Annotated in this window: 18 protein-coding genes and 1 pseudogene; 15 read left to right on the forward strand and 4 right to left on the reverse strand. The window is 44.6% G+C overall.

Features of this window, described 5'->3' with window-relative positions; translation table 11 throughout:
• The first annotated feature begins 11 nt into the window (after window positions 1-11).
• The 5 genes from N4J56_RS39160 (at window position 12) to N4J56_RS39180 (ending at window position 5,834) form a co-directional block, all read left to right on the forward strand.
• Window positions 12-1,673, forward strand: a complete 1,662-nt coding sequence (locus tag N4J56_RS39160) for a carbon-nitrogen hydrolase family protein (RefSeq protein ID WP_317112388.1) — start codon at window positions 12-14, stop codon at window positions 1,671-1,673.
• Between the two features lie 766 nt (window positions 1,674-2,439).
• Window positions 2,440-3,885, forward strand: a complete 1,446-nt coding sequence (locus tag N4J56_RS39165; protein ID WP_317112459.1) for an ABC transporter substrate-binding protein — start codon at window positions 2,440-2,442, stop codon at window positions 3,883-3,885.
• Between the two features lie 46 nt (window positions 3,886-3,931).
• Complete coding sequence (locus N4J56_RS39170; RefSeq protein ID WP_317112389.1) at window positions 3,932-4,084, forward strand: hypothetical protein; 153 nt, start codon at window positions 3,932-3,934, stop codon at window positions 4,082-4,084.
• A 103-nt stretch (window positions 4,085-4,187) separates the two neighbouring features.
• Window positions 4,188-4,973, forward strand: coding sequence for an ABC transporter permease (locus tag N4J56_RS39175; RefSeq protein WP_410500851.1), 786 nt, complete (start codon window positions 4,188-4,190; stop codon window positions 4,971-4,973).
• A 39-nt stretch (window positions 4,974-5,012) separates the two neighbouring features.
• A complete protein-coding gene (locus N4J56_RS39180; RefSeq protein ID WP_317112392.1) occupies window positions 5,013-5,834 on the forward strand; it encodes an ABC transporter ATP-binding protein in 822 nt (273 codons plus the stop codon).
• An 11-nt stretch (window positions 5,835-5,845) separates the two neighbouring features.
• Here the strand turns inward: N4J56_RS39180 and N4J56_RS39185 are convergent, their stop codons facing one another.
• Entirely contained in the window at window positions 5,846-7,819 is a 1,974-nt protein-coding gene (locus N4J56_RS39185) for a LysR family transcriptional regulator (protein ID WP_317112394.1), read from the reverse strand.
• Window positions 7,820-7,921: 102 nt separating this feature from the next.
• Here N4J56_RS39185 and N4J56_RS39190 point away from each other — a divergent pair, with 102 nt between their 5' ends.
• Genes N4J56_RS39190 through N4J56_RS39220 form a run of 7 tightly spaced genes read left to right on the forward strand, consistent with a single transcriptional unit; the run spans window position 7,922 to window position 13,976 of the window.
• Window positions 7,922-8,110 carry a hypothetical protein gene (locus N4J56_RS39190; protein WP_317112396.1) on the forward strand — a complete coding sequence of 63 codons (189 nt, stop codon included), beginning with the start codon at window positions 7,922-7,924 and terminating at the stop codon, window positions 8,108-8,110.
• Between the two features lie 11 nt (window positions 8,111-8,121).
• A complete protein-coding gene (locus N4J56_RS39195; protein WP_410500852.1) occupies window positions 8,122-9,810 on the forward strand; it encodes a fumarate reductase/succinate dehydrogenase flavoprotein subunit in 1,689 nt (562 codons plus the stop codon).
• Between the two features lie 42 nt (window positions 9,811-9,852).
• Entirely contained in the window at window positions 9,853-10,080 is a 228-nt protein-coding gene (locus N4J56_RS39200) for a ferredoxin family protein (RefSeq protein ID WP_106171222.1), read from the forward strand.
• 10 nt (window positions 10,081-10,090) lie between these two features.
• A complete protein-coding gene (locus tag N4J56_RS39205) occupies window positions 10,091-11,062 on the forward strand; it encodes a HEAT repeat domain-containing protein (RefSeq protein ID WP_317112398.1) in 972 nt (323 codons plus the stop codon).
• The gene (locus N4J56_RS39210; protein ID WP_317112399.1) at window positions 11,055-12,152 is read left to right on the forward strand and encodes an Mrp/NBP35 family ATP-binding protein; all 1,098 of its coding nucleotides are present in this window, start codon (window positions 11,055-11,057) and stop codon (window positions 12,150-12,152) included. Before N4J56_RS39205 ends, N4J56_RS39210 begins: the two co-directional genes overlap by 8 nt.
• Window positions 12,153-12,158: 6 nt before the next feature.
• A complete protein-coding gene (locus N4J56_RS39215; RefSeq protein ID WP_317112400.1) occupies window positions 12,159-13,220 on the forward strand; it encodes a YeiH family protein in 1,062 nt (353 codons plus the stop codon).
• A gap of 9 nt (window positions 13,221-13,229) precedes the next feature.
• The gene (locus N4J56_RS39220; RefSeq protein ID WP_317112401.1) at window positions 13,230-13,976 is read left to right on the forward strand and encodes a sulfite exporter TauE/SafE family protein; all 747 of its coding nucleotides are present in this window, start codon (window positions 13,230-13,232) and stop codon (window positions 13,974-13,976) included.
• Between the two features lie 188 nt (window positions 13,977-14,164).
• Here the strand turns inward: N4J56_RS39220 and N4J56_RS39225 are convergent.
• Together N4J56_RS39225 and N4J56_RS39230 are read right to left on the reverse strand one after the other, a co-directional pair.
• Window positions 14,165-15,120: pseudogene (locus tag N4J56_RS39225) on the reverse strand (IS630 family transposase).
• Window positions 15,121-15,745: 625 nt separating this feature from the next.
• Window positions 15,746-17,323, reverse strand: a complete 1,578-nt coding sequence (locus tag N4J56_RS39230) for a vWA domain-containing protein (protein WP_317112402.1) — start codon at window positions 17,321-17,323, stop codon at window positions 15,746-15,748.
• A 195-nt stretch (window positions 17,324-17,518) separates the two neighbouring features.
• On the opposite strand from N4J56_RS39230, the gene N4J56_RS39235 reads away from it, so the two are divergent.
• Genes N4J56_RS39235 through N4J56_RS39245 form a run of 3 tightly spaced genes read left to right on the forward strand, consistent with a single transcriptional unit; the run spans window position 17,519 to window position 18,317 of the window.
• Window positions 17,519-17,701, forward strand: coding sequence for a type II toxin-antitoxin system RelE/ParE family toxin (locus tag N4J56_RS39235; RefSeq protein WP_317112404.1), 183 nt, complete (start codon window positions 17,519-17,521; stop codon window positions 17,699-17,701).
• Window positions 17,702-17,744: 43 nt separating this feature from the next.
• Window positions 17,745-18,065, forward strand: coding sequence for a HigA family addiction module antitoxin (locus N4J56_RS39240; protein WP_317112405.1), 321 nt, complete (start codon window positions 17,745-17,747; stop codon window positions 18,063-18,065).
• A gap of 42 nt (window positions 18,066-18,107) precedes the next feature.
• Entirely contained in the window at window positions 18,108-18,317 is a 210-nt protein-coding gene (locus tag N4J56_RS39245; protein ID WP_317112406.1) for a hypothetical protein, read from the forward strand.
• A gap of 23 nt (window positions 18,318-18,340) precedes the next feature.
• On the opposite strand, the gene N4J56_RS39250 is transcribed toward N4J56_RS39245, so the two are convergent.
• On the reverse strand, window positions 18,341-19,576 hold the full coding sequence (locus N4J56_RS39250) for an AAA family ATPase (protein WP_317112407.1): 1,236 nt from the start codon (window positions 19,574-19,576) through the stop codon (window positions 18,341-18,343).
• Window positions 19,577-19,591: the final 15 nt, after the last annotated feature.

Genomic DNA, 19,591 nt, shown 5'->3' on the forward strand with positions numbered 1-19,591 from the left:
AAAACACATTTATGGTCAAAGCAAGTTTTCGAGCCGCCGTCGTTCAAACTTTAGCTGTCTTGGGAGACATCGAGCATAACATAAACTTGGTGCGTCATTATACCCAAGAGGCAGTGCGACAGGGAGCAAAACTAGTCGTCTTTCCAGAGTGCATGAATACTGGCTATCTGTTCGATTCGGCGCAGCACTGTGCGGATTTGGCAGAAACGCTCTCAGGAATATATGTAAGCGCGATCGCAGACCTTTGTTGCCGGTATGAAATATATATTGCTAGCGGTATTACTGAAAAAGATATCAGTAACGGCAAGATTTACAATAGCGGTGTTTTACTAGATCCTCAAGGCAAAGTTATTCTCCACTACCAGAAGCAATTCTTAGCAACGCACGACCAGAACTGGTTTGAGGTTGGTAACAAAGGTTGTCCGGTGGTTGATACAGAATTGGGTCGAGTTGGTTTGCTAATTTGCTTTGACGGGCGTATTCCTGAAATTGCTCGTTGTCTGGCTTTACAAAAAGCTGAAATTCTCATTGACATGGCAAACTTTTTTGTCATGGATCGAGCCGAAATGTGGTTACCTGCCCGTGCTTACGAGAATGGAGTATGGATAGTTGCAGCAACTAAAGCAGGAGTAGAGCGCAGTATTTACTACCCAGGTGGAAGTTCGATTGTTGCCCCTACTGGTCATGTTATGGCTCAAATTCCTTACGATACTCATGGTGTAGCCACTGCTGAAATCCGGCTTGATGCTTGTCAGCTTCATCGCAATTTATCAGACCGTCGCCCTGATACCTATCAAATTCTCCGAAAACCTTTTGCGAAAACTCCTCTGGCTCCACTACTCCAACAACCTTTAGTACCGGAGCAGGCGATCGCTAAAGTAGCTGCGGTTCAATCTCATGCAATTTCAGAACCAGCTAGTCTTGAGGCAGCATTTGAGATGATCGGTCATGCAGCTAAGCTTGGAGCAAAACTGATCGCATTACCTCAACACTTTAACGTTCCAACCTGGTCACCTAATCATGAAGAAGCCAAAGCTGCATCTCTTCAAGCTTTTAAGCATTTACAGCAAGCAGCTAAAATTACCAAAAGTTATGGTTGTGCTCTGATTCTTCCCTTAATCGAGCAAGTTGCAGATGCTTTGATACCTACCGCAGTCCTAGTTGGGGTTGAAGGTGAAGTTATCGGTCGCTATCATCAAGTGCATTTGGAGCCTGAAATTAGAGCCTGGGCGAAACCTGGAAATTCATTTCCAGTTTTTGAAACGCCTTTCGGTCGGATAGGAATTATATTAGGATACGACGGTTATTTCCCAGAATCGACTAGAGCTTTAGCTTTAAATGGAGTTGACATAATTGCTTGGTGTTGTGCTTGGCAGCATCCGTTTGAGCGAGAGTTATTGGCTGTTCCTAAGGCAGTGGATAATCGCGTTTACTTAATTTGTGCAAATAGAACGGACTGTCCCTATCCTGGTGGTTCTTTCGTTATATCGCCTGAAGGGTTCGATCCCTGGGACGTGAAACTTGCAGCTCCACCCGTAAAGCGTCATGGTGCAGTCATGCCAATGCATGTGAATCTAGCACTATCGCGGCAAAAACAAATGATTCCTAAAGTTGACATGCTACGCAATCGACTGGTTGATACCTTTGAGCCTCTGGTTTCATCATCGTTCTGACAAGATTTTTCCGACCGTAGATTGTCGTCATCCAGTCCATTGCTGCAAATGAGTAAGGCAACGGCACTTCACGACGATATTCCAACCGCATCTATCTATTTTTTTACTGTCCTGAGTTCCTTGATAAAATATGAGAACACGATGTTAAAGCCAATGCTATCAGACAGTAATGTGGCAAAAATAAAGCCCAGATGATGGAAAATCTCTACAGCATTTCCGTAACAAACCTTAATCAAACGTTGTGCAACGCTTCTTCAATGAGAGATATGTTGCTAACGTAAATACCTAAACTCGTTTGCTATTTGATGCTCTAGTTAGCAAATATTACAGTTGTGCTAAGAATATACAACTGCTGTCTGTACTAATCTAAAGCAATGACTACTACTGCCAGGGCTGAAAACAGGCTCGTCACTCAGAGAGCTATTGAATGAAATATTGAACTCATTAGAGAAGAATAAATAAGAAAAATTACATAGTTATTTATTGCGAACCTACTTGAGATTCATCAATCAGATTCAGCATACAGACAAAGTGTTGTCTTGAATTATATTTTCAGTATTAATAAAATATTTTATCAATTCAGTTATCTTTTCTATAAATAGAATACAGACATTAACTAGCTTTGTATCTTAACTTACAGATACAGCCGCTACTCGCTTAATTAAATAGATAAACAAAGAGAGCTAAAAACAAAATAGATTCTGTTATGAGACAAGAGCATTTCACGAGGAAAGGTTTTATATTCGCTCTGTTAGTGATATCTTTGGTGTTTGCCAATGCTTGTTCTAGAGGAACGTCTGCGAGTAATTCAGATAATTCAACTAACAAGAAAGTCGTTCGGATTTCAATTGGAACGCAAGATCAAGTCATCAACACTGCAACAGGTGGTTCAATAATTCGGGAAGAAAAACTATTAGAAAAATATCTGCCTAAAACTGGTAAATACCAAAATGTAGATTACAAAATTGAGTGGTCGAGCTACACTTCTGGACCACCTATTACCAACAAAATGCTGGCAAACCAAATTGATATTGGCTTAATGGGAGATTTTCCAGCCACAATTAATATGACGACTTTCCAGCAGAAGGGAGGAGATGTAAGGACGAAATACATTGCGACGCTGGGCTACAGCCCCACGGGAGCTGGAAATGCAATTGTAGTTCCCAAAGACAGTACGGTTAAAACCCTAACAGATTTAAAGGGTAAACAAGTTTCTGTGCCATTTGGTTCGGCAGCTCATGGGATGTTACTGAAAGCACTCAAGGGCGCACAGATCGATCCAGAAAAAGATCTCAAGCTAGTCAGCCAATCTCCTGAAGTTGGAGGTAGCAATCTGCAAACGAAGCAAATTGACGCTCATGCAGATTTCGTCCCCTTTGGCGAATTGTTTTCTTTTCGCGGCTTTGCCAAGAAAATTTTTGATGGCGCTGAAACTAACATTCCCACCTTACATGGAGTGCTAGTCCGATCGGACTTTGCCAAAGCCCATCCCGAAGTCGTCGTTGCATATCTCAAGGCACTTCTAGACGCTAATAAAATGTTTCGCGCACAACCGGAAGCGATCGCTGCCAAAGTTGAAAAATGGACTGGGGTGGAGCGAGAAGTCGTTTATATGTTCATCGGTCCTTCTGGCTTACAAAAGCTCGATCCAACCATTCGTCAAGTTCACTTGGAAGCGTTAAGAAATAGCGTCGTAACGCTGAAGCAGTTAGGTAAGTTAGATGCCAGTATAACTCCTGAGACAGTGATGAAGCAGGCAGACGAAAGCTATCTGAAGCAGGCAATGCAAGAGATGGGACTGAAATACAATGATGTTGTTACCACTGCCGATTCTTTTACGATCGCAGGGAAAGATGCCCAAACTGGAGAAAAAATTGCCAATGCGAAAATGGCAGCTCAAGTTTGGTTGGAAGGCGAGAACAAAGTGATGAATTTCGCCTCGATTCAAAATATGATGGCAGCACTGCAAAAGCTCAAAGCTGATGGCAAGACAACAAGTGCAATTTTCGTCCACGATCGCCACAAAGGATGGAAGTTGTTTGCCGAAAATTCCTTTTTCGTGCGTCAAGGCAATGAAGTGTCTGCATTTTTAACCCAAAAAGATGCTCAAGCCTTTGCAAAACAAGCAAACGCTCAAGTTGCGACATTCCAAGGATTGCAGCAGTCGTATGCCCAGACAGCAAAGCCAGTGGTAGCGGCTAGTAACCGATAGTATTTTTGAGAGTGAGTAAATGGATACAGTCTGTGAGATCTGTACTGTGAAACATTTTACTCAGATAAATTACCGATCGGCGTTTGTAATTAGTAATTGGCAATTAATAGTTGGTGGTTGGCAGCTATCGATCGTCTATCAATTGCGACTGCTGGCGCGGCTTGAACTTTGCAAATTAGGAGGTTGTTTTGATGTCTAACTCGTCTTCAAGGCGTTCTAACAAAGTTAGACCGATAGAGCGTTTGAGTGCGGCGATCGCTCGCTGGTTCAATTCATCTGAGTCTGCTAGCGAACGCACCTCAATGACTCCGTTATGGCATAATTCCAAAACGTTTAGGCGTTTGCTGTCACTCTTGCTATTTTTTGGAATTTGGCAGCTTTTATGTGCGGTAAAGTTTAACTTCTTTATTAACTTTGCTTTTTTGCCATCTCCAATAGAAGTTTTGGGAGCCACAATTCAATTTTTTTCTGGCGACCCGATGACGCATATTAAAGCGAGCGTATTTCGAGTATTTGCAGGTTATACCACAGCCGCAATTTTGGGAATTAGCTTAGGCATTGCGATCGGTTGGTTTCAGAAGATTGAAGACTTAGCTTTCCTGCCACTAGAGTTACTCAGACCAATTCCGGCGGTAGCCTGGATACCTTTGGCAATTTTGATGTTTCCCGATTCAGAATCGGGGATGATCTACATCACGTTCATTGGTGCATTTTTTCCGATCTTGATTAGCACGATCAAAGGAGTTGAAAGCACGGATATCGTGTTATTGCGAGTCGGGCAATGCTTGGGTGCAAAGCAATGGCATACGTTTAAAGATATTGTCGTCCCAGGAGCGATGCCGAGTATTGCGAGTGGTTTAGTTATTGGCATGGGTAACTCTTGGTTTTGTCTCGTCACTGCCGAGATTCTTGCCGGACGCTACGGAGTCGGCTATCTGACTTGGGAATCATACGTCACCTCTAACTATCCGCCGATTGTGATGGGGATGCTGCTAATTGGCTTGATGGGAGCGTTGAGTTCTTACGCAGTCGATCGCCTCACCCAACTGCTGATGCCTTGGCGAGTGATGAAGAAGAAAAGCTCGTAGGTAAAAATTGTTGAGATTTGGCTTGTATGAGGGTTGAAAATGGCATTTAAGCTGGCGAAAAGAGTTGCTCAAGCAGCAGTCAAAGGGTTTGTAGAGCTGGAGAACTTATCAGTTACCTTTAAGCGCAAGGGACAAAACATTTCGGTATTGGACTCGATTAACTTCAAGATTAATCCAGGAGAATTTATTTGTTTGTTAGGTCCCTCTGGCTGTGGTAAATCGACTATTCTCAATGTCGTAGCAGGTTTTATCAAACCATCGAGTGGCTACGTCTTTGTAGACAAGCGACAAGTGGATAGTCCTGGAGCCGATCGCGGTTTTGTGTTTCAGCAATACTCGTTATTACCCTGGAAAACCACGTTTCAAAATGTCGAGTTTGGCTTGAAGATTCGCGGCATCACCAAGGCAGAACGACAAGAGATAGTCAATTACTATCTCAACCGAGTCGGTCTTTACAAGCATCGCCATTCCTACCCGTATCAACTATCAGGAGGGATGCAGCAACGAGCTAGTATTGTGAGAGCATTAGTTAACTCGCCCTCGGTGCTGCTGATGGACGAACCTTTCGCCGCCCTGGATGCTCAAACTCGTCACATGATGCAAGAGTTACTTTTGAGCATTTGGAGCGAACTAAAATCTACTGTCATGTTTGTAACTCACGATATTGAGGAAGCTCTGTTTTTAAGCGATCGCATCTTTGTCATGGGTGTAAATCCAGGCAGAATCAAAGAAGTAGTTGAAGTCGATCTAGCTCGACCTCGCCACGCCGATCGTATGCTAACACCAGAATTCGCGCAGTTGAATCGTCAAGTATTTGAACTAATTCGAGAGGAAACCCTTAGAAGCATGGAGTTAGAATAATGCAGAATTGATTAAGTATTTAGTTGCTGCAAAAACTCTGATTGAATCCAGCGATTTAAGTCAATTTTGAGTAGATTGGCATTGGTAGGAATCTGAGTCAGGTGCTCGATATGTAAGCTCAACCAATCGGGGCGAATAGTCATTTCTGACAAAAAACGTCCAGGCTGGTGTTGTTGCGAACTATGAAGAATTTGAGCGACAATTTCTGTTTCTAACTGAGTCCACCGACTGACGAGATCGGCAGCAACAGATGTTGTATCGTACCAATGTTGAGCAGCGGCAACTGCTTTTAAGTAAGCGATCGCAACTTCTGGATATTGCTGGGCGATTTCGCTACTAGCTACAATTCCATAAAATGCAGGTAAATTTTCCCAATTGCCGCGAGATAAGTAACGAAATTTACCTTGACGGCAAGCAATTTCGTGAAAAGGAGCAAAATGGGCATAACCATCTGCAAGGTGCGGGGGAAAACTAAACAGTTGAGTGGGGCTAGCGTGTTCCAACGATGTCAGTTTGACTTCATGCAATAGGTTGGCAGAGTTCAGCGATCTCATTACCATGCCATGAGCGGCAGAACCAAAAGGAACCGCGATCGCACCTCCACGTAAGTCTTCAATACTCTGAATTCGAGACCGGTTGGGGACAATCACAGCACTGCAAGAGCCGTCGGGATCGATCGAGACAAAGCTAACCAAACGAGTTTTTCTAGCGTTGGCGCTATTTCCTGATGCAGCACTGAGCAGTAATGGGTAATCCCCCAAGATGCCAATGTCAAGCTTGCCAGAGTGCAATCCTTCTACGATTGGCGCTCCCGTAGGGAAGTCGCACCAGTGAATTTGATAGCGGGTGGCGCTATAACGCCCATCTTTGGGTAAAAAGTGTTCCAACAAATTCAAGCGTTGCACCAGCAATCCCGCTGTAATTGCGGGAATCGTACCGTTTTGCACTCCAATTGAGAGATTTAACGTTTCAGGACGTGGAGAATTAGCAGTACGAAGGTTAAAACTTGGCGATCGCAGCCTCATAGGAGATTGTGATTTTTGTTGCGGCAAATTCTGAATTAAAGCAATGAATTTTTGACTTGGGTTTAAACTGCGCGATCGAGGGTTTGACCGATCGTAACTGGCTTCATAAGACAAACTCAACCGCTTGAGGGACAGTAAGTAGACATTTCCCGATAAGGCAAATTCCTGTAGGGGAATAGGTACTAACATCCCAGCATTGCATTCAGATTTGAAATCGAAATTAGAAGCGAATCCTAAATAATTTCCTTGTAAAATATAGGTTCGCATCAAGCTAATTGTATCGACAATTTCTAGTTGAGGAAAGTCAGCTAAAGATAGCCCGATTTCTGCTAACCGAGACTCGAACATCAATCGGCTAGGAGAGTCAGCAGCTAGGATTGCCCAACGATATTTTTTCAACTCCTGTAAGCTCAACCAGCCCTGTCCCGCCAATGGATGACGTGCAGCAACAAATAAAGAGTAGTCGATCGCATCAACTGTCGTGGCAAATATTTCGGAAAAATCTGCAAAACTCAGCTCTGAAATTCCTAAATCAACTTGTTCGCCAGTTACTGCTCGATAGAGAAGTTCGGCTGAATCAAATACAAGACACTGAGTTTGAATGCCAGGATGTTGTTGGCGATACTCAAAAACGAATTGAGGCAACCAACTATTGGCGATCGCGGCTGTGCAGCCAATTCTTAAGTTACCAGTTTTCCCTTTTTTGATCTCTTCGACTCTTTGCAAGAGTTGATTTTCGATTTGAATTAATCTTGGTGCTTCCGCCAATAAAAATTCACCGACTTCTGTTAACTGAATTTTTCGCCCTAACCGATAGAAAAGCGGCGTTCCTAATTCTGACTCTAAAGATTTGATCTTGGCACTCACAGCAGGCTGAGTCAGATTTAACGTATCTGCTGCTTCAGTAAAACTCAAGTGACGAGCAACTTCGAGAAAAACCCTAACTTGATAAACTTCCATAGTGCCAAATTAGTAGCGCAATCTAAGCTTAGATGGCTGAATTTAATATCGAATTGTTTTATTAGTCTATAAAAGAATTGAATAAAAAAACAGTTATATTTGTTGCACAATGAATTTAGAGCAAAACAGGCGGCGATCGTCACAGCAATATATATCGGCGATCGCGTTCTGTCTGCGGTAATAGGTAAGCCAAACAATGTTGACGCAGATTTCCCCTGTTACCTCAACCCGTTGTTTAAAAGTAAAGAGTTTTCGCAAATAGAGAGGAGTTCTGAGTGGATACTCAAGTGAATACTCAATGGATGAAGACTGATGTTCTCGTTGTTGGCGGTGGCACGGCGGGAACGATGGCTGCTATCAAAGCTAAACAAGCGAATCCAGAAGCAGATGTACTGATTTTGGAGAAAGCAAATATTCGTCGCAGTGGCGCGATCGCGATGGGGATGGATGGAGTCAACACTGCCGTGATTCCTGGCAATTCTACTCCCGAACAATACGTCCGCGAAATCACGATCTCCAACGACGGCATCCTCAACCAGCAAGCAGTCTATCAAACAGGCAAACTTGGATTTGAAGTCATTCAAGAACTAGAAAGCTGGGGAGTCAAATTTCAGAAAGACGCTCAAGGCAACTACGACCTAAAACAGGTACATCGGGTTGGCAAGTACGTGCTGCCAATGCCGGAAGGCAAAGACTTGAAAACAATTTTAACTCGTCAAGTCAAACGCCATAAAGCCAAAGTCACAAATCGCGTCATGGCAACTCGCGTGTTAGTGCGAAACGGTCGCGCCATTGGAGCTGTCGGCTTTGATGTCCGCAATGGCGATTTTGTCGTCATCCAGGCAAAAGCTGTCATTCTTTGTACGGGAGCCTGCGGACGCTTGGGTTTGCCTGCTTCCGGCTATCTTTACGGTACGTATGAGAACCCCACCAACGCTGGAGATGGTTATGCAATGGCATACCATGCTGGAGCAGAGCTGACCAATATTGAGTGCTTCCAGATCAACCCCTTAATCAAAGACTACAACGGTCCGGCGTGTGCCTATGTTGCCAGTCCCTTCGGCGCATATACTGCCAATGCGGAAGGACACCGTTTCATTAGTTGCGACTACTGGAGCGGTCAAATGATGCTGGAGGTGTGGAAGGAGTTGAATTCTGGTAAAGGTCCAGTCCAACTCAAAATGACTCACCTGGATGAAAATACAATCGCTGAAATCGAGTCAATTCTTTGGGCGAACGAGCGCCCAAGTAGAGGACGCTTCCATGCAAATCGGGGTGAAAACTATCGCACTCATGGCGTGGAGATGAATATTTCCGAGATTGGGTTGTGTAGCGGTCATAGTGCTTCTGGAGTCTGGGTGAATGAAAAAGCAGAAACAACCGTACCAGGGCTATATGCAGCTGGAGACATGGCAAGCGTGCCGCACAACTACATGATTGGAGCCTTTGTATTTGGACGGTTAGCGGGTGAGAATGCAATCGCCTACAGCCAAGATTTATCGCACGTTGAACCTGACTCTGATTTCCTTGAAGCAGAAAAAGCTCGTATTTACGCGCCTCTAGATCGTCCCAACGGTATTCCCCACACGCAAGTGGAATACAAGTTACGCCGTTTGGTGAATGACTATCTTCAACCACCGAAATCCGACCACAAAATGGAGGTTGGCTTGAGATACTTCAGGCGCTATCAAGAAATATTAGACCTGATGGGCGCTCGCGATCCCCACGAATTAATGCGCTGTATGGAAGTCCACTTTATTCGAGATTGTGCGGAAATGGCAGCCCGCGCCTCGCTATATCGCCGCGAAAGTCGTTGGGGGCTGTATCACTATCGCTTGGACTATCCAGAGAAAAATAACGATGAATGGTTCTGTCATGTCAATTTAAAGCGCGACGAGTCCGGTGAAATGGTGTTGTTTAAGCGTCCGGTCGAGCCGTACATCGTGGACGTGGATGTCGTCACAGAAGTTTATGACGTAGCAGTTCGCTGATTTTGGATTTTAGATTTTGGATTCAGGAGAGTTATTAACATTATGGCTTTAGCAACACAACGAGTTGATGTACCAGTAATCGTAGACGAATCAAAATGTCTGGAAAAATGTACGGCTTGTATTGAGGTATGTCCGTTGGACGTGTTGGCAAAGAATCCTGAAACTGGCAAAGCCTATATGAAGTATGACGAGTGCTGGTTCTGCTTGCCCTGCGAAAAAGAATGCCCGACAAACGCGATTACAGTCCAAATTCCATTCTTGTTGCGCTAAAGAACTAAAAATGGCATCTGAATTTGATTTTGAGTTGAACCAATGGGTAGAAATGTTGCGATCGCCCGACTTAAGCGATCGCCTAGTTGCCGTCAAAACCTTGCAACACTTGGGAGATGAGGCAGCATTGGAGCCATTGATAATGGCTCTCGCAGACAAGAGCCAAGCAGTACAAAAGCTGGCAGTTACGGCTCTTTGGGAGCTAGCCAACCCTGCTGCGGTTCCGGCTTTAGTAAAATGCCTTGCTTCCTCTGATGCGGAGATTCGCGACGAAGCCCGCTCTGCCTTGGGCGAATTAGTTTCTGCCGAGCATTTGTTGTTGCTACTCGATGCCCTGCATCAAGACGATCCAAACGTACAGTTGAATATCCTGTTTTTGCTGCGGAAGATCCACGATATTCAATGTTTGTCTTACGTTCTGCCCTTTTTTAAATCCGCAAATGCTCAGTTGCGCGAAGCTGCTGTCACGACGCTGAGATATCTCAATCAAGTCGCCAGCTGTCACGCCGCGATCGCGCTGATGTCAGATCCAGACGCAACAGTACGGCGGGCGACAGCATTAACTTTAGGACATTTAGCAGATCCAGAAGTCATTCCCACACTTTGTCAAGCACTGACAGCCGATGCAGATTGGCAAGTCAGGCGCAATGCAGCTAAATCGCTCTTCATTCATGCCGATTCCACAGCCGTAGCCGCCTTGCAAACTGCCTTGAGAGACGAACACTGGCAGGTGCGAAAGTTTGCACTGCAAGCCTTGCAGAAAACGCCAGATAACTGTACCTTACCCGCCTTAGTCAAAGCATTAACAGATGAATATTCCGACGTGCGAAAAGAAGCGGCGATCGCCCTTGGCGTTTTACAAAATCCAGCTGCCCTCAATGCTCTGCAACAAGCATTAGACGATCCAGATAAAGACGTATGCATTTACACCCAAAGAGCAATCCAGCAGATTCAATCGATGCAGGAAACTTCTCATGCATAGCGATCGGTTACCCTGGCACGCCAGCCCAACGACTCTAACTCATGCACCTATCCCTGCCGATCCAGTGGCAGAAGCACGCCATCGAGATGTGGCGCAACTACTGAAGCAGGTTATCGAACCTACGCTGAAGAATGATATCGTTAGCTTGGGAATGGTGCGAAACTTACGAGTTGTAGACAACTATATCTACCTGCGCCTGTACGTCGGCAGCCACCAGCTTCACCTGCAAGAACAAATCCAATCGCTGCTGTCGTCGTTGCCTTGGTGCAAAAAGACTTATATCCAAATCTGCACAATTCCTGGTGTAAGAACGACCCTGGCAATTTCTAGCGGTAAAGGTGGAGTGGGAAAATCCACCACTGCGGTCAATCTAGCTGCGGCGCTCAGTGTTGGAGGGGCAAAAGTGGGGCTGCTGGATGCCGATATCTACGGTCCCAACGTGCCTCAAATGCTGGGATTGAGACAGGCGGACGTGCAAGCAATTGATACCTCGAATGGTCAGAGGTTTTTGCCGCTAACAGCGCACGGTATAAAAGTGATGTCTGTTGGTTTACTGGCAGAACCCGATCGCCCTTTAGCTTGGCGCGGTCCCGTATTGCACAAGATTCTGACTCAATTTATTCATCAAGTTGAGTGGGGCGAGTTAGATTACCTGCTGATCGATCTACCGCCTGGAACTGGAGATGCTCAAATTACAATCGTGCAAGAAAGCCCGATCTGCGGCGTAATTTTAGTCACCACACCTCAGCAGGTTGCCGTTGCCGATGTTCGTCGTAATCTGCATATGTTCCGTCAAGTTGGTATTCCAGTACTGGGAATTGTCGAAAACATGAGTTACCTGCGCGATCGCTCTGGGGAAGCGATTCCTATCTTTGGCAGTGGCGGCGGCAAGCAGTTAGCAGCAGAACTTCATACTCCCTTACTAGGACAAGTACCAATCGACCCGCAAATTTGTACGGGTGGGGATGCAGGAAAACCGCTAACGCTGGCAGATTCAATCTCTTTAACTAGTAGAACATTTCAGCAGATCGCCGTAGCTTTGAATGCAACGTTTTGCCCCGTTCTCGTGCCACTATCTTCCCATCTATGAGGTTCTATGCGGCGAAAAGCTGAGACAACCCTGCCGAAGTGGAGTTTAGTCGTTGAAATTGCCAGAAAGAGACTAGAGCGGCAAATAGTTCGCATCGCTCCAGGTTTGCTGCTCGCTTTGTGCATAGCAAGCGTTGCCTTCCTGCTGCATTTGCTTCCTGGTTTGAATATATTAAGTCCTCTGATTCTGGCAATTCTGCTAGGAATTCTGTTGCAAAATAGCGTGGGAGTTCCGATTCGATGTCACCCTGGAATTAAATTTGCGCTCAAGCGACTGCTACGATTGGCGATCGCCTTGTTAGGACTGCAAGTTAGCCTGTCCCAGCTACATCAGGTTGGCATTATCGGATTTTTAGGGATCGCGATCGTACTAGTAGCGACCTTCGGGTTTACTTGTTGGCTGGGACGCTACCTCAAGGTGGGGAAGGCATTAACATATTTAATTGCAGTTGGAACGTCGATCTGTGGAGCATCAGCGATCGTTGCTATGGCAGCCACAATCGATAATTCGGATGAAGATACAACCTATGCTGTGGGAATTATTACTTTGTATGGTACGCTTTCCATGCTGCTCTATCCATTGGTTCTACCTTTTCTCAGCTTGACTCCAGAAGCTTTTGGGATTTGGTGCGGATCGTCCATTCATGAAGTAGCGCAAGCGATCGCAGCTGCCTTTCAATTTAATTCTGTGAGTGGAGAGCTTGCCAGCATTGCCAAGCTATCGCGAGTTCTCTGGCTTGCTCCAATTATACCGATTGCCAGTACCTTGTACGCACGCAGCCAAACTGCAAGCAAAGCAAATCATCCAGTCCGCTCTGTAGTTCCCTGGTTTGCGGTTGGCTTTGTTGCACTCATTCTCCTCAATAGCTGGGGTCTTTTTCCTACAAGTTTGAAAACAAATGTCGGACAAGCTAATTTGTTACTCCTATCTACGGCAATGGCAGCAATGGGACTAGAAACCCGCTGGCAAAATATGCAAACAATTGGACTAAAACCTCTCTATCTTGGCGCTTTATCTTGGCTGTTCATTACAGTTCTTAGTCTGGGTTTTGCTACCGCACTTTACTGATGCAATCGCGTGAGTGCTGAAGAGTATGGCACGGATACAGAAATAACTCAATTATTGCTTATTAGCATTTTATTTATTTCGACTTTTATTCACTCTGCTATCGGTTTTGGAGATGCTTTAGTTGCTATGCCACTACTAGTTTTGATTACTAAAATACAAATAGCAACGCCACTTGTTGCGCTAGTAGGCTTAACGAGTAGCTTTATAATTTTGTCAAATCAATGGCACTTATTTAATCTACATGGAATCTGGCGGTTATTTATTGCAACATTAATTGGAATTCCATTCGGGCTGATTCTAATTCGATTCGCTCCAGAACAATTGGTAAAATCAATTTTAGGAATCTTATTAATTATCTATGGTTTTTACGGCTTGTTTGAGTTAGCATTGCCTCAACTTCGAGATGAGCGGTTAGCTGGAATTTTTGGTTTTATTGCCGGAGTTCTTGGTGGTGGGTACAACACTAACGGTCCACCGATCGTTATTTACGGAACACTTCAAAGATGGTCAACAGACTACTATCGTATTAACCTACAAGGCTACTTCTTCTTGACCAACTGTTTAATCGTTACCAGCCATGCGTTATCAGGTTTATGGACTACAGATGTTGTACGAGCCTATCTTTATTCACTGCCTGCTATTGCAGCAGGAATCTTTTTAGGAAATCTAATTGGTAAGCGTATACCTACCAAAGTATTTGAAAAACTAATTTATGGTTTGCTGCTTGCACTTGGTATAATATTCACGCTCGAATAACTAATTGAAGCACTCAGCTCAACTACATTAATCTACCTGACTTCACTCTCTTTTGATTGACTCAACAAATAGACTCTTAAATTAAAAACTAGCAGAAAATGCTATTAGCTGATTTTCAGAAAGTAGAGTGACGAAAACAACAAAATATATTGCATTAATAAGTTTTTGCAATCGAACTATAGCGTTTCCTAATCTACTGAGGTACAGTAACAGCAATGAGTGAACCAACCACGAATATCATCTAGAGATACCCGATCAAAAGCTTCTTCAATTGCTTTAGCTAAGTCAGGATAATTTCTAGCCTCACTTGAGCGCAACAAGCTTTTGATCTTCGACCAACAATTTTCAATCGGTGAGAAATCGGGAGAATAAGGGGGTAAGTAAATCAACTTCGCCCCCGCTTGAGCAATCCATTGTTCAATCTCTTTGCTTTTGTGAATCGAGTAGTTATCCATCAGCACACAAGCACCTGACCATAGCTTCGGAACGAGTCTTTGAGCAATGAACGCTTCAAAGGTTAAACTATCGGTCGCGCCCAATAGACTGACTTGAGTGATGACCCCACTCAATCCAATTGCACCAATTATAGAGACGTTTTTCCCCCGTTTTTGAGGTTGTGTCCCTCGCGCTCTTTTCCCTTTGGGAGAACGGGCGAATAAGCGGGTTAAAGCCAGATTAACTCCTGACTCATCAATGAAGATTAAATCTTTTGCCAGGATACCGCTCATCAACTGCCAAAACTCGACTCGTTTGCGTTGCACTCGTTCACTCTCCTTTTCACTCGGATGTAGTGTTTTTTTTGACGGTTAAATTCAGCTGTCGCAACATCCTATCGACTGTGGAGCGCCCGATGAGAACCCCCGTTTGTTGGTGCAACAAAATTCGCAGTTCTTCCAAGGTCGCGTCGTTGTTGGCTTCTACAATTGCGGTCAGCACGTTTAACTGTTCTGTGTTGAGCTTAGTTGGCGTTTGTTGTCTGCGTACTTTAGGCGCAACACTGCCAGTCTCTCGATATTGTTTGAGCAACTTTTCGACAAAACTCAATGCGACTCGGAATTGTTTGGCTAATTGACGCGCTCGAAATGTTTCCTTCTGCGTAGGCATCAACAATTTTCTGGCGCAGGTCGATTGAGTATGCTTTCATGGATTGAAGAAAAAGACCAGTTATCTCTCCTTTATTTGTACCTCACTAGCTTGAGAAACGCTATATAATAATATTTTACATTTAAAATATAATTTGCGAAGTATTGTTTTTTGACGAATAAAAAAATATAATTTTAAGTGCAATTTTCGTGTACATAATATTTGATTAAACGAGAAACTTTAATATATACTTTTAAATCGAGAAAAACTTGTAAAATGAATAACAGTAAGGTGTGAAGCCAACGGTTTTATTAAAAATATCCTTTTAAGCTTATTTGAATTACTTGCTGTATTCTGTTTTCTAAAACAAGGCAACAGTTTTGATAAAATCTATTTTGAGTATTGCAGAATATTCAATTAGGGGCAGTTTTTCATCACTATAGAACAGTACGAGCAAACAACGTATCCAGTATTCAATGAGGAAGTTTTTCTGCTGCTTTGTCTTTGTGACTAGTTGTCAGTACCAGAAGATTCCTTCATCAGATTTTAAGACAATTCAAGTAGTAGTCTAGGAAGGAGATTGGTATGAATACTTTGAATAACTCGTCAAAAAAATCTCATAGGTGAATTCAGGTAGAGAAAATTACATATAGCATACAGTAAATATATAGGAATTGTTGATCGGGTTACAGCAAGAACAGTTCATCAATTGCTATCTCATCACTAACAAGATCTTTAACAACCCAGATGCGATCGCAAAATTGCTTCATCTGCCGTTCGTCCGCACCACCGATTAAGACTCCATAAATACTAAATTCTCGCTGTTGCTGCTTGACTTTTAACTGCTCTAAAAAATCCCGCTTCACGTCACACCTGCCATCTGTAACCATGACGATATCTGCTCCTTTGAACTGTGGTTTTTCCTCAATACATTGGGTAGCAGATAGTAAAGCTGGCTCCCAAGCAGTGCCACCACCATTGTAAAAAGCCAGCATCGACTCCAGCAGTCGCGAAAAGTCGTGGTGGTGGGGTGGAAAATCATCAACTCGACAAACTCTAGTTGCAAAGTGAATCACTCGCAAGTGCCGTCCCTCTCGGTAAGCAATTTGTCCTAACACTGCCGTCACTGCTTTTGCCCAAGTGTCAGGCAATCCATCCATCGAACCAGAGGAATCCAAGCACACCACCAACGGTCCTTTGCATTGCTTCTCCTTCCCCCTGGTCTTGTATTGCAGTAGGGAGCGATCGTAATAGGAGAGCGCAAACAAAGGAAACAGATCGCTCGTAGAGAGTTTCTGGAGTTCACTTGGCAACAACCGCGACAAGTTATCTCCTAACTGAATCGTCGTTATCTCCCCAAAAGCATCTAGAGCTTTGCTGCGGCGCTTGCGCTCGGCAAAGGATTGCAAACGTCCGGCAACAACAGCAATCTGCTTGAGCTTGGCATGAGTGGCAATTTTTTGAGCTAGCGCCATTTTTTCGGTACTTGAAACGCGCTGCTCCCCACCCACTTCGTTGCCCCAGCTCAAGCCCAGCATCTCCAACCACGCAGATGCCTCGCTCAATTTTTCATCAGCAGCATTCAGGGCTGCCCTCAGCATTTGCCTGACTTGTGTTTCATCGAGACTAGCTGCATATTGTTGAGCTTGCCATACAGCTTGTTTTCCCTCCTGTTGTAAAAGTTGGATCAGTTGGGCAGAGCGATCGTTACTATCTTCTATCAGCTGCCTCAACCACAGAGATCGTTCTTGCTGCTGTCGGGTTTTGGGTAGTGGCAAACCAGTTGGGGAAGTGGTTTGAGTGGAGTTGAGAATCCGAGCGAATGCTTGAGATGGTGTAACTGCAGGATCGTGCTTCAGTTGCCTAATTAGCTCCCGATACTGTTGTGGATTAGGAAATCGAGGCATGGGTGGTGGCAGTCGCTCGTACACTTGACGGCAATACTCCACTGTTGCCAGTCCTGCTGCTAGTTGGTTGCCTTGACACTGCTCCACCAGCTCGTCACAGCCGATGAGCTGTTGAAACTCTTGATGCAATCTTGTTGCCCAAGCGCTTTCGGGTGGTGGTGGGTCTAGCTGCTCTGGTTCGCTCTCGTAGTAAAGTCGATGAAAAACTTCCAAAGTGAAACTGGGAAAGGCAAACAGCTTGCTAGTTCCTACTCTCACCATCGTCCGAGCATCTTCAAAATAGTTGAGGTACTCCTGCCAAAAAAGTTTGGAGATGCTCGCAACTCGATATACTAGCGGTTCAAAGTCGTACAGCATGAGAGTAGGAATGTATCGAGCTTAAACTGGCAAGTAGCAACCTTTAGCTAAAGATAGCATAATATCCGTGTTATTATGTTATCTCTAAGCGATCGCGCTCATGATTGTTGCATTTAAAGATCGAGCAACGGAAGACATTTCTGATGGCGAGGATTCACTCATAGGCGCGAAAAATTTGTCCGATTAACGTTTGGAATGTGGCGCGATCAAAAGTTGGATCGACTGAACGCTGCCGTATCTTTGAACGATTTGAGAGTGCCACCAGGTAACAAGTTAGAAGCCCTGCAAGGCGAGCGAGCAGGTCAACACAGCATTCGCATCAACGACCGAGCCTCGGCTTTGTTTTGTCTGGGTGGAGCAAGGAGCGGATTCGGTTGAGATTGTCGATGATCGTTGACGTTTTTACGTGAGGTAACAATAGATGAAAATCCCTAAACATCGCTCTCCTACACACCCAGGAGAAATCTTACTCCGAGATTTTCTAGAGCCACTCGGACTGACTCAGCAGGATTTAGCTAACAACATTTACGTTCCTTACCAGCGAGTCAACGAGTTGGTGAATGGCAAGCGCGGCGTAACGCCAAGTACGGCATTGCGGCTGTCAAAATTCTTTGGTAACAGTCCAGAGTTTTGGTTGAATCTACAACAAAATTGGCAGCTATACCAAACACTAAAAGAAGAAGAAGAGGAGATAAATGCGATCGTCACTTTCGCCAAGCGAGAAGAAGAAAGAAGTGCTTAAAGCATAAGTCTATATAGAAGATTTCCAGTCAATTGATTCAGTATGGATAGCACAGAAAAAATTCAAGTCCGCTCCCCAAAATTTCAGCTGTATCAGTCAGTTACTCTCTACTGGAATGGTGAAGAACGCTCAACTCACATCGTCCGCCGTTGGTTCGAGCTGGACGACTCTAGTGACGGTTACTGGTGGTACAAGGTAACAAATGACGAGCAACTTTATCCAGAACAAGCAATTGAGTCACATAGCGAATAGAAGCTACCATTCAACTCATTTAACTATTGATAAACTTTATTTTTGTAACCGCTAACTTCTACTAGCAAATCAGAGCGAATATCATTTAGTATTCTCTGCGCTCGTCGGGCATTGCGGCTCTTGTTATCGGCGATTAACTTTTCAATCTTGCGAGCAATATCCTCCAAGCGACTGGCAGCATTATCGGTTGCTTCAATCAATTTTTGTTCGGTCGTACTGCTCGGACGCAAATCGTATTCTCTGGCTGCCCTCACTACAGTGCCGACCTCTTCCTTTGCCGCATCGTACCAAGACACAGCCTGCTGGTTGAAATCGGGAACGCAGACATTCAAAATTTGACCGATCTTCTGCCGCTCCTTGGGGTCTCTCTGCCACAGGCAGTCTGGCAGCAATTCGTGAAAAGATTCTGAATACACTTGCAAATCGCCCTGCACCAGCGCATGGGCTTGCAGCAGTTTGACTAGCTGTTGCAACTTGCGATCGCTAATCAAAAATCCTTCCTGATCCAGCGCCAGCTGACATTTAATTAAATCTTCTGCTAGTTCGTCGCTAAAAGGTACGATCGCTGCTTGTTGCTGTAAAGCTTGAATTTCATTCAGCGTTAGGCGCACCTTCACCTCTAGTTTGAGATTATGCCTAGATCGGTGGATTAATTCCCGCTTGGAACTTAGCTTGCGAACGTATTGCAACCAAGGGCGATAGACGAACCGATCAACGAAAGCATCCAAGTCTCCATCAGTGGGAACGTTATTGGCAGCACCGCACAAGAATAGTAGCGGGACTGGCTGCGGTTCTGGATTCTCGAAGACTCGCTCGTTCATCAACCGCAACAAAGCATTGAGACTGGTAGAGTTGCCGCGAAACACTTCATCTAAAAAGGCAATGTGTGCTTCTGGCAGTCGGCGTTTGGTGTTGCGAATTAACTCGTCTTGCTGCTGTAATGCTCGCAGTGACAGTTGCCCAAGTAACTCGTCAGGAGTGATGGTCGGTTGCAGGAGGCGATCGAAGAATATAGCTTCAGAGATTGCTCGGCATAACTGCTGTAACATCCAGCTTTTGGCGCAACCAGGCGGACCAAATAAAACCACATTTCCACCACTGAGCAATACGGCTAGCACTCCATCGATCGCACTAGATCGCTCCAAGAAAATCTGATTCAACTCTCGCCGTAACTGTTGCAACCGCTCTAGAGCAGAGCCAGATGGGGCATTGTTGGGGATTTGAGCAGCTAACTTTTTGGTGTTTTTAGCGATTGCCATGATTTAATCATGATG

This window comes from Chroococcidiopsis sp. SAG 2025 (genome assembly GCF_032860985.1).
Classification (GTDB): Bacteria; Cyanobacteriota; Cyanobacteriia; order Cyanobacteriales; family Chroococcidiopsidaceae; genus Chroococcidiopsis.

Coding starts and splice junctions, on each gene's coding strand:
- N4J56_RS39160 (WP_317112388.1), top strand. CDS start 12: ATGGTCAAAGCAAGTTTTCGAGCCGCCGTCGTTCAAACTTTAGCTGTC.
- N4J56_RS39175 (WP_410500851.1), top strand. CDS start 4,188: ATGACTCCGTTATGGCATAATTCCAAAACGTTTAGGCGTTTGCTGTCA.
- N4J56_RS39180 (WP_317112392.1), top strand. CDS start 5,013: ATGGCATTTAAGCTGGCGAAAAGAGTTGCTCAAGCAGCAGTCAAAGGG.
- N4J56_RS39185 (WP_317112394.1), bottom strand. CDS start 7,819: ATGGAAGTTTATCAAGTTAGGGTTTTTCTCGAAGTTGCTCGTCACTTG.
- N4J56_RS39195 (WP_410500852.1), top strand. CDS start 8,122: ATGAAGACTGATGTTCTCGTTGTTGGCGGTGGCACGGCGGGAACGATG.
- N4J56_RS39200 (WP_106171222.1), top strand. CDS start 9,853: ATGGCTTTAGCAACACAACGAGTTGATGTACCAGTAATCGTAGACGAA.
- N4J56_RS39205 (WP_317112398.1), top strand. CDS start 10,091: ATGGCATCTGAATTTGATTTTGAGTTGAACCAATGGGTAGAAATGTTG.
- N4J56_RS39210 (WP_317112399.1), top strand. CDS start 11,055: ATGCATAGCGATCGGTTACCCTGGCACGCCAGCCCAACGACTCTAACT.
- N4J56_RS39215 (WP_317112400.1), top strand. CDS start 12,159: ATGCGGCGAAAAGCTGAGACAACCCTGCCGAAGTGGAGTTTAGTCGTT.
- N4J56_RS39230 (WP_317112402.1), bottom strand. CDS start 17,323: ATGCTGTACGACTTTGAACCGCTAGTATATCGAGTTGCGAGCATCTCC.
- N4J56_RS39235 (WP_317112404.1), top strand. CDS start 17,519: ATGTGGCGCGATCAAAAGTTGGATCGACTGAACGCTGCCGTATCTTTG.
- N4J56_RS39240 (WP_317112405.1), top strand. CDS start 17,745: ATGAAAATCCCTAAACATCGCTCTCCTACACACCCAGGAGAAATCTTA.
- N4J56_RS39245 (WP_317112406.1), top strand. CDS start 18,108: ATGGATAGCACAGAAAAAATTCAAGTCCGCTCCCCAAAATTTCAGCTG.
- N4J56_RS39250 (WP_317112407.1), bottom strand. CDS start 19,576: ATGGCAATCGCTAAAAACACCAAAAAGTTAGCTGCTCAAATCCCCAAC.